Below are 13,258 nucleotides of genomic sequence, written 5' to 3' on the forward strand. Positions count from 1 at the left end.
ATTTATTACAATTACTATAGATATCAGTGGAACTTAAAAAAGATGACCCCTGTTCAATACAGAGATCATCTTCTTAAAACTGCCTAGGCTTTTTTTAAATGTCCTTTACAAAGGGTACACTTTATTTTGAGGATCGGTTTTTTAAATTAGAAATCGCTTGCGATTATTAGGCTTGTATAGACTTCTCATAAAGTTCAATGTATTTTCCGTCTTCCACTTCACCATAAGCAACGACACTTGGATCTTCAGCCATTTTTGAATCATGCGTAATATTATGCTGTTTTTCCCACTCTCCAATAGTAAAGATTGGTTTTTCATCAGCTTCAATTTCAAACAGGTATAATGTTTTCATTTTCCTTCACTCCTTATTATTTTATTAAAGGGATAAATCCAACTCCTGTTGGTTCTTTTTCACGCTGCGAGGGTTAATGTCTCGGTTATCCGAAATTCCGTCACCGTCTGTATCTCGGTTAATTGGGTTTGTACCTGTTCTCTTCTCTTGAAGATCCGTCAGGCCGTCTCCGTCTCGATCTCTCATAGATAAATCTTTTTCCATTTTCTTGTTTTCTCCGATTCCAATATCCTTAGAAATCATCCTTTCAAGTGTAGATAAGGCTAATTCCTTTTCAGGGGTTAGACTGGATAGCGCTTTGATATTTGTAAAGCTGGCCACTCCTACAAAATACATATTTTTTTCGACTTTATCTGTAGGGTCCATTAATGTTCGTTGATAAACATGAATTTTACCTTTTTCATTATCAATCTTTTCTGCATTTTGTAAGGGTATATGACCTTTCATAATTTCAAATGTTCTTTCAGCTGTTTCTTTATCAGTAAAGGTGTCTCCTAATTTTTTTACCCCTTCAAGACTATTAAGGGAGCTTTCTTTATATTCGCCTTTAGCTATTGTATAAGTATCTCCATATTTAATTAATGATAAAGGCTGCTCTCCCTCTTCAACAGATGTACTATTAGTATCTAATACAGCCGGAGCATTAAAAGAGATATTTCTTTCAACTATTACATCCTCGATTTTCTTAATGAGATTCGCACTTTCCTTTTGAATATCTTCTTGATAAGCAAGAAGCAATTTTTCATCTTTGCCAGCTGCCCATCCTTTTATATAAGCAAAACTATAATCACTTGTATCCATGCCAAAGCTTTTTGTGGTTAAGTAAGCAACACTTTCAGCCTGTACTTCTTTAGATTCTCGATCATAATCTTTATATTTACCTGTCTCATTATGAAAGACTGAATGAGCGTATTCATGAATCAGGGTCTTATATTGATTTGTAATGTCTCGATGAGTATTAGCATTGACTACAATTTTATGTTCAAAGGAAGAATAATAACCATTGCTATCTCCCTCATAATTTTTATCAAGTTCAATTGGTAATTCTTTTCTTAATTCCTCAACCATCGGCATAAAAGTTTTCTCTGCAAATTCACTCTCTGTTACATTCTTAGGCACTAAAGGATTAGTAGGTAAAGGAACACCATTTGTATCATTCACATCAAATACATTAACCATCCTGAAGCCTTTTACTACATTTTTTTCAACTTCTTTCTTTGTTTTTTCATCTATTTCTTTTTCTTTCTTAATGATGGGAGCAAAGATTTTTATTGCTTCCGAACCCTTATTAACTTGTCTGCCAAACTTATTCCATGTCTTCAACCCAGCAACTAAGTGAGCATCCGGCTTTTGCATATAAATTAACATTTGGTTCCGGATAGACCTTTTCGGAAATTTACTCATAAAGTTTAAATATCTCATATAATCTTTTGGGTCTGAAGCAGCTTCTTTTACTCCTTTTAATAACTTCTCGTAATGCCCCTGAAGCTCTTCTTGTCTTTCCTCATAGCTCTTCGGTTTATAGCTTTTCTTGGCCAAGAAACTCACTCCATTTCTTTAAATTATATATTTATAAAGATGGTCCCGAACGATGGATATTTTTCTTCTTAGATGATTTGTTTTTCAAATCATCTTCAAATTGCTTTTTAGATGTAAAGTTTCTTTGTTCCAATATCCCTTGTAAAAGACCATTTGTAACTCCTGAAGGTATAGCAGTTAATGAATTATTTGTATTGAAATTATCAATCTCTTCATTCATCTTCGTGTTCATTTCTTTGATTAATCCACTCTTACTAATTTCATTTTCAGCTAACTTCTCAGGGTCTATTTCCTTCAATTTAACGGAAGCATAGTCCGGCAACTTATGAATATTTCTCAAACATTCATCTTTAAATAACATTAAATATCGAGGGTTGTTGACCTGGAATGTCGGATATAATTCTTCCAGCTTTTCATTTCTTAACGGATCATCACTCGTTAAAAGGTTAATAATCTTCACTTGATCTTCTACTGCATATCGCTGCAATGAAGAAATAGATTCTAAAGTAATTGGTTTTTCATAATACTCAGTACCTACAATTAAAATTTCTTTTTCTTCAAGTGATAATTTATTAACATCCATTGAAGGATAAAGTTTTTGAATTTCCAAATTATAAAATTCATTAATTAGATCCCTAGCTTTAAACAATTCCCCTGTATGCTTGATAACAGATTTAAGCATTTCAAATTCTTTTGGATTTTTCAGAGCAGCACGTTTAAGAGAACTTTCAAATGCTGAAGATGTAATTCCTAATTTCTTTTCAAGATCATTTCGTGTAGAAACCAAAGATTCTAATCGATTATTTATTGTTAAAACAAAAGCATATCTATTGTGTAAAAGACCATTGATTTCTTTCAATAAATTATTAGAATAAACTTCTTCTTCAATAAGATCCAATTCATCTTCCGATAACAATCTATTGTTTTCAATTGTCTTTTCAACAATTAAAACTTTTTCATCTAAAGACAAACTATTTACATCCCATGTAGAATAATTTTTTTCAATAAACCTAGTGCTTTCAGAATTGAGTATATCTTCTGCTGTAGATATTAATTTTTCTTCTTTTTCAATTCGGGAAAGTTGTTTTAATTTTGTTTCACTATCCTTAGTAAATTGAATAGATTTTTTCCAGTCATTAAGTTGTTGTTTTCTTTCACTTAATGAATGAATACTTACAAACATTTTTAACTGTTTAGCAATCTCACTAAGTTCTTTTTTCTCCATAGGAGAAAACTTTCTTGCAAATTTATTTTGATAATTTAGTTGTTCTCTCTTAGCTATATATTTTTGTAAATCAGAAATTGTTTTATTGTATTTTTTAACCTCATTATTGAAAGAAACTCTATCAGACTTCTGTCCGTTCTTTTCCATCTTTCGAGCAACATATCCTTCATGAATTGTCGGCATTTGCTCAATCCCACGATCCTCATTAGATAGATGAGATATTGTTTCCTCTATTCCAATTTCATTTAAGTATTGATTTGCTTTATCGGCCCACAACTTTCTCCAAGAATTGAAAACATCTTTACTATTCCAATCTGTAGTATCGACTTTGTAAAATGCTTTTTTCCCATTCTTATCTAAAATGTGATTCCCTTGTTCGTCAAACTTGTATTCTCTTTTTGCTTTAACTCCCCATGATCCATCTTCATTAAACGGTCTAACTGTAAGCATTACATGAAAGTGAGGGTTATTTTTATCGTCTCTATGTATAGCAATATCGGCAACCATGCCACGATCAACAAAAGCTTCTTTACAAAACTCTAAAGTAAGTTTTTCTTGCTGTTTCTCATTCAATTCAACTGGAAGTGCAACATTAAATTCCCTTGCAAATTGAGCGTTATAATTCTTCTCAATTTTATTAACTTCATTCCATAACTTTTGTCTGTCATAAACCCAATCAGGAGCATGAGAAGGAGCTAGAATGTGTGTAACTGGTGCAACCTCACGTTTGTAGAAGAATGCTTTATTGTCTACTTCATCAACTAATTTTTCACCAGAACGATATGCAGCACAAGCTAAAGGACTTTTAGGATTGCCTGTTTGCTTTGATATTCTGCTCATTATCTGTCCACTAAAATGATAAATAGCCATTTCGCAATTCTCCTTTCTAAATAACATGAGCGAAGCGAATTTTTCCAAACACGCCTGACGGAAACCACAGGAGAACGGAGTTCTCATTGGTTTTAGCACACACTCGATAGAGTGTATAAGTGCGCCATTACTCACTTCGTGATGGATATATCATACCATTTTTTCGGTTGTCTTACAATATTTTTCCTATGTTGCCATATTTAAATTGAAGCATAAAAGGAAATTTGGTAGAATAATAAAAAAATAGTGAAGGAGGTTTAAGTTATGACTACAGGTGTTCAATCTAAAATTCTTAGTATCGAAGAACAAATTAAGAAGCTGCAAGAAAAGAAGAAAAGAGAAGTAGCAAAACTGGAAAGAAATGCAGGAAAGAAATTGCTTGAAAAATTCGATCTTCATAACAGTTCTTTAGAAGAGATTTATTCACTTATAGATTCTCTTGCTGTTCAGTTTCAAAAAAATAAAGAAGAGATTCCTCAGAGTGGTTTAAATGATGAACAGTCAAATATCTAAAATTGATGAGAAGATTAAATTACTGGAACGAGAAAAGAAAATATACGAACATTCACTTAGTAAAACAAATAGAAAAAAAAGAACTCATCGATTAATTCAGATCGGGGCACTTTCTGAAAAATATTTCGAATTGCATCAAAATGATCTACAAGAAATCGAAGAGATATTTTCTCAATTTGCAAATTATGTTAAAGCAAATAAATTATCAAAACATAAAAAGGAGTAGATGATTTCATCTACTCCTTTTTAATCTCCATTCAACATTTTATTCATTTCTACTTTGATTTTATATCGCTTTATTAACATAATAACAAGAGCATACGTTGATAGAATAATGAGGACCCAACCAATGAAAGGAAGCATAATTTTTGTAGCATGATAGCCCTCACCAGAGAAAAGAGTCATTCCTAAGATTGTTATAAAAATAAGTAGCAGGAAAAGTAAAATACCTTTATTTATTTCTTTTAATTCTTTCTCCATAATATAATACTCTTTATTATTCTTACTCATAAGCATTCCATCTTCCCTGTCTATATAATTCCGAAGTTTTTATAAACCAATACAAATAATACTGACAAAACGAATCCAGTTGTAATTATCACAGAAGTATTAACTACAATCTTCTTCTTTTTCTCTAAAGGAAGAGCTGCATTGGTGAGTATAAAATATAAAACAATTGCTGCCATGAAAGATATAAGAGTGAAAACCATTATTATATTAAAGATCATAAAACATCAACATCCTGTATTAAAAAGCATCTAAATCGGCATCAATTTTATTTTCCTCATTTTCAGTTTCATCTTCATTTTCTGTTTCAATAATTTTCTTTTCTTCAACCTTATCTTTTATTATGGGTTTCTGCTGTTTTATAGGAGGTTCTAGTTTTGAAGGTTCACTTGCATGTATAAGGTCCGTTCCTGTAGTTTTTTCACTAAATTGAACACCCTCGTTGCTATTAAAATAAAGAATCTCTGTATGAAGCTTTTTGGCAATTTCATGATCCGTCACATCTTCATATCCGAATCGATCAATACAATGTTCTATCAAAGAGAGAAAACTGTTTTGAGGATTACTCTGAGCATTCAACCATTTAGTAAATTTGTATTTTTTTTCATCATTTCTTGATTTTATATTAATCAAAAACTGTTCTTTTATTTTCAATTCTTCATTATTGCTTTTATTAGACATAATAATTCACACTCCTATAATTAATAAGAAGAGGTCATAAAGACCTCTTTATATTATTTATTCTTACAAAACAACATTTTAGCTAAATAGAATGTTCCCCTAGAGTTCATTGTAGTTGCAAATTTTTCAGGAATCCATACAACTTTAAAATGATTATGTTCAGCAAAACTCATTAGTTCTTGTTGTAAATCTTCTTTAAATGTTATGCTGCCACCACCATGAACAAAAGCATAATCAACATCTGAGGAAGCAAGTTCTTGATATGCTAATTGGATCTCTTCTAAGATAGATAAAGCTTGTCCATATGTCGCTTCTTTCATTAACGATCTTGCCAGCTGACCTTTTTCATTTTCTCTACCTAACCACTCTTGCAATTGTTGACGAGTGAATTTATCGCTTATATTTATTTGTTCACGCAGGAGACTAATAGCAAGATCAGAAGCATGACCTACACCAAGACGTTTTCCCTTACTTAAACCTTGTACCGGACTTGCTCCTTCTATTACAACAAATTCTGAAGTTCCGTCTCCGATGTCTGAGTGAAGAGTTCTTGCTTTCAAGAAGTCAGCAGGCTTTTTATTTTCACCATAAATTTCGTTAAACTCTTGAAGGATTTCGGTATCACTATTTAGAAAAGCTAACATTGAAGTTCTTCCTTCTTCAGTTACTTTACATTCAACAACTTTAATTGAAGTAAGCACCTGGTATTCCCCAATATATAAAGTCAAAATATGTTTGTTTTTAAAACGATCTTCGAGCGTTTTAGCATTTTGACGACTATACTCCGATGATGGAATAGCTGTGGCCATTTTTAAATTTATAGATAAACTTTCAGGCAACTCACCTTCGGTGTCATAATGTTTTTTCACTGAAGTTGCTGCAACCAAAGATAGTGATGTAATGATTGGTAAATCATGAGTAGATTTGCCCCCAAGACTAATCATCATATTTGTTTTGATTCCGTCATGCTGCATTGCTTTTTTCCCTATGTAGTAATCTCCATTTCTTTTAATCGATGGCGAAGAAATGTTCACAATTAAATTATCCATAAGATTTTCCATTATGTGTTCCAGCGGTAGATCGTTTGATTCAGGTGTCCTTGGAAGATATGAAATAACCGAAGGTTGTCTCACTAATTGAAGTTGTTTTTCAGATCCAAAAGCCATTTCCGTTTTTGCATTTCCAATATCAATACCTACACATAAATTCATGTCCGTTCACCTCATAATTTGTTATTTTCTAACCTTGCATTAATCATAACTCACCTTTAAGAAAAAGTAAATACATTTTATATAAAAATTATATAATTATTTTATAAATTTCATATAAACAATATAAATAAATGTATTTCGGTATTTATTTATATAATATCTATATAAATTATATATAAAATATGTATCAAAAATATATAGTTTTCAAGATCAACTATTTGATTTTTCTTATTCTATATAAAAATTATATAAAATTTATATATTTTTTTAAAAATAAGATAGATTCGATATTAAAGGAAAATATAACCGGCAGGGATTTATGAATTCTCCTAGAATTTAATAGAGTGAGGTGATAAACGCTATGGATAACACCAATAATGAGGAATCACAGAGGGCCTATTGGGCGAAAGATATTGCTGATTTACTAGAGATTACTACGTCTAATTTAAGAAGATGGTCAATCGATTTAGAAAATGCAGGTTATCGCTTTTATAGAGACGAGCATAATCGGCGTGCCTACTTTGAAAAAGATATTATGCCGTTAAGAAAGCTCAAAGAGTTTTTAGCAAACAATATGAGCAAGAATGACGCTATAAAAGCTGTTATATCAATGTTTCCACAAGATAATAACGGTGCGTTAACGATACCCGTTAATGATGATACCATGCGTATATCTAAGTGTGAATTACAAAAAATAGTCAAAGAAGCAATAGAGGAAGAACGAGAAATGATGTTTCGAGCGTTTGAAGCCAAAATGAATGATATAGTCGAAAAAAGAGATCGGGTAATCACTCATGAATTAAACCGTTCACTGGAAGAAAAGCGTTTAGAGATTGCAGCAGCAGCAGAAGAAGAATCACCAAAATCTTGGTGGCAAAAACTTTTCGGAAGATAAATTAAAGTGGAAGATCTCGAAGGAAAAAAATAGACTCCTTAGTTTAGGAGTCTATGAATTATATTGCGCTCATTCAATTTTATTGATATACTTAGTCACAACAAAACTGAACGACAATATGAAAAGACATCCAGCCATCTAAGTAGTGTTGACAGCACTCTTAGACGGTTCTCCCTATTCCGAGTAGGGAAAACACTGACAGGAAGTCTCTTTTAACTTTCTTCATTTGTATATTCATTTTACATTAATATATGAAGGAAGTCAAAAGAAATTCCTGCCAAAATGTCTATTTTGTGCGCTTTTTTTCCACACACAAATGACGGTGTTTTCCTTTATATCAAAAGGGATCATCGTCTTTTCTGTGTCTGGAAAAGGAGCACTTAATATGTCAATTTTATTAAAACCAAAAGAGCCTCAAAATTATACAGTCGATGGAGTCAGATTCTTCAAAAAACACCTAGATAAACTTCGTTATGACTCAATGGTGACAGACTATCCAATCACAACCTCCGAAATTTCTGTTTTTATGATTCTTCACTTATATACTGATGAAATGGGACAGATCCGTTCATTAACGAAAGATCCTTCAGTCAGTGATCGTAAGCAACTTTGCATTTCAAACCTTTCTACAGAACATGATTTAAAATACGAAACTGTTAAAAAAGCATTTGATAGTTTACTAAAAAGAAAATATATCGCTGAAGTTTATACAGAAAAAGGAATGCACTATGAAATTGTTGATTATGCTAAGTACAATCAGCAAATAAACAATTCATTACATGAAGAGACATCAACCTATTTTCGTATTCCTTTAGCTTTATTCCAGGAAAAGATTTTCGGTTCACTGATTCAACAGCGTTATCACAAAGCACCGATTTTACTTTTGGAATTAAGCCAATACTTCAGTGTGCAGCTGGGAACTAACCGTCGAAGCGTTGAAGACGTTCAAATGGTTCAAGGCGAAAGAACAATGACATATTTAAAAAATACTTTAAACACTACTGCTAAAAGGGTTAGAAACTTCTTATCTATCATTCAAAATATCTTTATGTTTAAGCCGATTGAAGAAAAGGTTAAGAATCCGTCTATGGTTCGCAAGGAAAGAAAAAGAACTTTTGTTCAAGTTTGCATTGAAAAATTTAAATTCAGCCTTAATGGAGCATGTTTCAAGCGTAATGACGATGTAAACGAAAGAAGGTCTTATGCAAAATTAAAAAAAGAAATGGCTGCTCGTATTAAGAATGCTAGAATCTCTGTAAAGTGGCGTGACATGATGGATATTGAAAAATCGATCAGTCGTATGGTAAAGATCTCTACCCATTTACAAGTAGTGGACAAATCCCAAAAAATGCTTAATTACACAGTATCGAAGGTAGCAGACACACTTGAAGACTTACATAACCAAGGCGAATTACGCTCTATCAATAGTTTGGGTGCATATGTCAATAAATGCTTCTCAAATGCGTTTGAAGACTTCCAAAAGTCTTATTTAACAGTAGAAGATCGTATTGAAATTCGAACTGAATACTATAACACATACGGTGTTTACCCAACATTTTTGGGTAAATAAATTTCATAATAATCTACATTTTTTTTAAAAATTCTTGTAGATCACTCAGCCTTTTCAAAAAAATTAGGATGAAAAGGCTATTTGTCGTTCCCTCAAAAGTTTAATCTCCGATCTCCCTTGTAACATATATTTTTTTTCCTCAGTCCAAAGCAAAATTTCAGTCTGTTAACCTTAAAATCTAGCATTTTTTCTATTTATCCAACTGTATTTCAAGTTATCTAAAATTAGAAAACTGTATTTAACGTTATGTGAATAAGTGAATACTGTATTTTCAAATATGTGGAGAGTGAATATTGTATTTCTATTCATGTGGGAATGTGAATACTGTATTTAATTAAAAATAGAAAAACGCTGTATCCCTTGATATATATGGAATACAGCGCCTTTCTATTCGATCCTTATATGTATTTGTTCTTTTTATTAGTTTTTGAAATTTATTATTATTATTGAGTTCTTATAGTTTATTGTTTTTTATAAAAGAAATGACCTACTTAAAATTAAATATTCATAATAAAATTCTAACTTTTTTTCTTACAATGAAACCCTTCGATATATCCGGAATTTGTTACACTGCAGCCTTAATAAACTATAAAATTTGTAAATTTATGTTTAAGTTTGAAAGAGTTTGTCAATTTTTTCTTACAGTGATAAAATTAAACCAATTAATGCTAACTCAATAAGAAAAAGTCCCCCAGCAAAATGTTTTATTTGATCCTAGTTTGGCGACTGTCCAAATAAAACAACTCTTAGAGGACTTCTTCGGTTGTTTCTTTATGCAATTTTTACCTTTTTTCAAATTTAGTATAGCATAAATTAATAATGTATGTGAAGAAGTAACCTCCGTTTTTTTCTCAGTAACATTTTACTGAGCTTTAAAGATAGGAGGTTATTTTTTTTGCGAAATGAAAGGAGATCTCATTTGTGTTGTATTTAATTTTTACAATTGTGTCCATTGTTCTTTTAGTAATATTGTTATCGATGTTTATAGGGTGGAAGTTATTACATCCTGGTCCAAAACCGATTACTGATAATCCAAGTAACTATGGTTTAATCTATGAAAATATTAGTTTTAAGAGTCGTGGAAATGATCTTACATTAAAGGGGTGGTACATTCCAACGACAAAAAATGAAAAGATGACATTAGTTTTCGGACATGGGTATCTCGCGAATCGAGAAGAACATCGAGCAGAAGCTTTAAAATTAGCTAAAGCGCTAGTATCGGATGGATACAATATAGTGATGTTTGATTTCCGAGGCTGGGGCGAATCAGAAGGAAACATGACTACATTAGGCCTTTATGAAAAGCTAGACATGCAAGGTGCAATTGATTGGGTAAAAGGAAAAAATCCAAATACTCGAATTGGATTAATTGGATTCTCTATGGGGGCAGCAACAAGTTTATTGGTCGCAGCTGAGGAGGACTGTGTAGAAATAGTCGTTGCTGACAGTCCATTTAGTGATCTTAACGCTTATCTGAATGAAAATTTATCTTATTTTACCAAGTTACCTAAATTTCCATTTAATCAAATTATATTAAAAACAATCCCTTTGTTATCCGGGGTAAATATCAATCAAGTTAAACCAATTGATGCTATCGACAAAATTCACCCTAGAAAAGTGCTATTTATTCACAGTAATACAGATAAAACAATTTTTTGTAGACATAGTGAAATATTATCAAAACGCTACCCTGATAAATTTACTTATTGGAAAACTCAGGATGTTTTACATTTGCGAAGTCACCAAGCATATCCAGCTGAATATCAAGAAAAAGTACTTTCATTTTTAAATTCTGTTGCTGTGATTAATGAGAATGAAAAGAGCAACGTACAGTAAATTCCTATACTTCGGGGGGAGTGGCCGAAATGGTACTAACATTCTTTATTCTGTATATGGTTGCAGCAACGGTATATTTTAACAACCGGGAGAAAAGTTGGGGTATTTGGATTAGCTTATTATTATTTTCATTTGGTAGTGGAGCTTTTGGTAAATCTTTGGTTGAGAATTTTTTTCCATTCTTAGTTGAGCATGAATTTATTGATCCTTCTTATGAGTATTTATTCCAGTTTAGTTACAGCATAGGAAGTTTTTTGAACCAAAATGTATCTCCTTATTGTTTTATTATGTTTGCTTTAACCTATTCAGGTCTTTTTTCGAAAAAGACAATAAGGATATTAAGTTTATTATTGTTAATTCCTTTATTCTTTATGGTTCTAAATACTACGTTCTATCCAAAAGTTTCTCATAATTATATCTTAGTAGGCATTTGGGCTATTCCTTGTTTTATAATCGGTACAATTTATATGCTCTATAGCACAATAAAAGATAAAAATGTTTATACGAGAAAAGATAAAAAATTATTAAATTATCTTTTGATCCCTCCTTTTCTTGCAAATGTTTTTACGAATTATATAGGTCATATAGTAGGGCTAACTAGTATGTGGAGATTAAATGCTATTCCTGTTTCATTAGCAGCCATTGCATTAGTGATAATGAGTACTAAAATGGGGATATTAGGCATTAGGCTCAAACTCGAAAAACAGACCTTTGATAGTACTGTAAAAGCTGTCACATCAGGTACAGCGTTGTTAAATCATACGATAAAAAATGAGCTGGCAAAGATTGATTTATTAACAAACCAACTAAAAGAAACCTTTCCTGGTAATGAACCCGAAAATATTAATTTAATTTTAAAGTCTACAAATCATGTATTGGAACTCTCGTCTCGTATTCAAAGTAAATTAGATATTATGGAGATCAAAGAATCTGAATTTTGGTTAAGTGATTTAATCAAATCTAGTATCGATTTAATTCAACCTAATATCTCTGGAATAACCATTATTAAAAATTATGAAATCGATGCAAAAGTTTATGGGGATTTTGTTCACCTTCAAGAAACAGCTTTAAATATTATGAAGAATGCAATTGAAGCTATGGATCAGAGTGGAGTGCTGCAAGTTAAAATCTACCAAACTCGTAAAAAAACTCATATTGATTTTATAGATAATGGAAAAGGGATAGAAAAGGATAAAGTTTCACAAATATTTGACCCGTTTTTCTCAACTAAAAAAAGAGTAGGAAATTTTGGCCTTGGCTTAACATACTGTTATAACGTTTTAACAAAACACGAAGGAGCCATTACGGTAAAAAGTGAATTAGGTCAAGGAACAACAATTTCATTATCAATACCAAATACAAGAGTTTTTGATAAACAATTTATCCAAGAATCTAAAAGGGAATTGGCAGGGGATATTAGTTATGGATAATATTCGATTACTTATTGTAGAGGACGATCCAGTTTGGATGAAATGCATATCTGATTATCTTGAAAAAGAGAACGATATTACAGTTGTCAAGAAAGCTTTTACAGAAGCAGAGGCTTTACAAGTTAATTGCTCAGATATTGATGTTGCATTAATGGATTTGAATTTATCAGATGATGAAGATTTTAGTGGGATGAAAGTGGCAAGTTTTTTACATAAACAAGGGTTGAAAAAAATTATAATGTTGACGTCTTGGGATGAGCCGGAAATCATACTAGAATCGTTCGATAATGGAGTAATAAATTATATAACGAAGACTTCTTATAGAGATATTCCAAAAGCTATTAGAGAAGCTTATTATGATAAAGTTAGTATTCATGCTGATATTTCGTCTTTAATTATCAACGAACTTAAGGTAGAGAGAAAAGCAAGGGTATTAACTCCTGCTGAACGTGAAGTTTATAGGTTGAAGGAAAAAGGACTCAATAAAACTGAAATAGCCGAAAAGTTGTATAAATCTGTTGAGACGGTAAAAAAACAGTTAAAAATGATTAGAAGAAAAATACAATGACATAAAAAATATAGGGAAAAGGGAGGGGTATATTTTTACCCCTCCCTTTTGTGTGGGAAAT

Annotated in this window: 14 protein-coding genes; 8 read left to right on the forward strand and 6 right to left on the reverse strand. The window is 31.6% G+C overall.

Going from position 1 to position 13,258, the window contains the following annotated elements; all coding sequences use genetic code 11:
* Positions 1 to 87 (forward strand): IS3 family transposase (locus tag M3600_RS18640; protein ID WP_164849711.1); only part of this gene is annotated, 87 nt, incomplete at its 5' end.
* A 79-nt stretch (positions 88 to 166) separates the two neighbouring features.
* Here the strand turns inward: M3600_RS18640 and M3600_RS18645 are convergent.
* The 3 genes from M3600_RS18645 to mobQ all read right to left on the reverse strand — a co-directional run bounded on the left by M3600_RS18645 (position 167) and on the right by mobQ (position 3,986).
* Positions 167 to 352 (reverse strand): hypothetical protein, encoded by a 186-nt coding sequence (locus tag M3600_RS18645; RefSeq protein WP_251647029.1) that lies wholly within the window; start codon positions 350 to 352, stop codon positions 167 to 169.
* Between the two features lie 24 nt (positions 353 to 376).
* Complete coding sequence (locus tag M3600_RS18650; RefSeq protein WP_285854816.1) at positions 377 to 1,774, reverse strand: ArdC-like ssDNA-binding domain-containing protein; 1,398 nt, start codon at positions 1,772 to 1,774, stop codon at positions 377 to 379.
* Between the two features lie 148 nt (positions 1,775 to 1,922).
* Positions 1,923 to 3,986, reverse strand: coding sequence for a MobQ family relaxase (mobQ, locus tag M3600_RS18655; protein WP_251647033.1), 2,064 nt, complete (start codon positions 3,984 to 3,986; stop codon positions 1,923 to 1,925).
* Between the two features lie 264 nt (positions 3,987 to 4,250).
* Here mobQ and M3600_RS18660 point away from each other — a divergent pair, with 264 nt between their 5' ends.
* Entirely contained in the window at positions 4,251 to 4,499 is a 249-nt protein-coding gene (locus M3600_RS18660) for a hypothetical protein (protein WP_251647035.1), read from the forward strand.
* Positions 4,477 to 4,725 (forward strand): DUF3847 domain-containing protein, encoded by a 249-nt coding sequence (locus M3600_RS18665; protein WP_251647037.1) that lies wholly within the window; start codon positions 4,477 to 4,479, stop codon positions 4,723 to 4,725. Before M3600_RS18660 ends, M3600_RS18665 begins: the two co-directional genes overlap by 23 nt.
* Positions 4,726 to 4,745: 20 nt before the next feature.
* Here M3600_RS18665 and M3600_RS18670 read toward each other — a convergent pair whose 3' ends face one another.
* From M3600_RS18670 to M3600_RS18680, 3 genes are all read right to left on the reverse strand, one after another.
* Positions 4,746 to 5,009: a hypothetical protein gene (locus M3600_RS18670; protein WP_251647039.1), complete on the reverse strand. Its 264-nt coding sequence runs from the start codon at positions 5,007 to 5,009 to the stop codon at positions 4,746 to 4,748.
* Positions 5,010 to 5,246: 237 nt separating this feature from the next.
* Positions 5,247 to 5,687, reverse strand: a complete 441-nt coding sequence (locus tag M3600_RS18675) for a hypothetical protein (protein ID WP_251647041.1) — start codon at positions 5,685 to 5,687, stop codon at positions 5,247 to 5,249.
* A 53-nt stretch (positions 5,688 to 5,740) separates the two neighbouring features.
* Entirely contained in the window at positions 5,741 to 6,898 is a 1,158-nt protein-coding gene (locus tag M3600_RS18680) for a ParM/StbA family protein (protein ID WP_251647043.1), read from the reverse strand.
* A gap of 361 nt (positions 6,899 to 7,259) precedes the next feature.
* Between M3600_RS18680 and M3600_RS18685 the strand changes: the two genes are divergently transcribed.
* The 5 genes from M3600_RS18685 to M3600_RS18705 all read left to right on the forward strand — a co-directional run bounded on the left by M3600_RS18685 (position 7,260) and on the right by M3600_RS18705 (position 13,197).
* Positions 7,260 to 7,793: a DNA-binding protein gene (locus M3600_RS18685; protein WP_251647045.1), complete on the forward strand. Its 534-nt coding sequence runs from the start codon at positions 7,260 to 7,262 to the stop codon at positions 7,791 to 7,793.
* A 385-nt stretch (positions 7,794 to 8,178) separates the two neighbouring features.
* Positions 8,179 to 9,363, forward strand: coding sequence for a hypothetical protein (locus M3600_RS18690; RefSeq protein ID WP_251647047.1), 1,185 nt, complete (start codon positions 8,179 to 8,181; stop codon positions 9,361 to 9,363).
* Between the two features lie 921 nt (positions 9,364 to 10,284).
* On the forward strand, positions 10,285 to 11,199 hold the full coding sequence (locus M3600_RS18695) for an alpha/beta hydrolase (RefSeq protein ID WP_251647048.1): 915 nt from the start codon (positions 10,285 to 10,287) through the stop codon (positions 11,197 to 11,199).
* A gap of 29 nt (positions 11,200 to 11,228) precedes the next feature.
* Positions 11,229 to 12,629, forward strand: coding sequence for a sensor histidine kinase (locus M3600_RS18700; protein WP_251647050.1), 1,401 nt, complete (start codon positions 11,229 to 11,231; stop codon positions 12,627 to 12,629).
* Positions 12,622 to 13,197: a response regulator transcription factor gene (locus tag M3600_RS18705; RefSeq protein WP_251647051.1), complete on the forward strand. Its 576-nt coding sequence runs from the start codon at positions 12,622 to 12,624 to the stop codon at positions 13,195 to 13,197. The genes M3600_RS18700 and M3600_RS18705 overlap by 8 nt, the downstream gene beginning before the upstream one ends.
* Positions 13,198 to 13,258 lie beyond the last annotated feature (61 nt).

This window comes from Niallia sp. MER 6 (genome assembly GCF_023714395.1).
GTDB lineage: Bacteria > Bacillota > Bacilli > Bacillales > Cytobacillaceae > Niallia.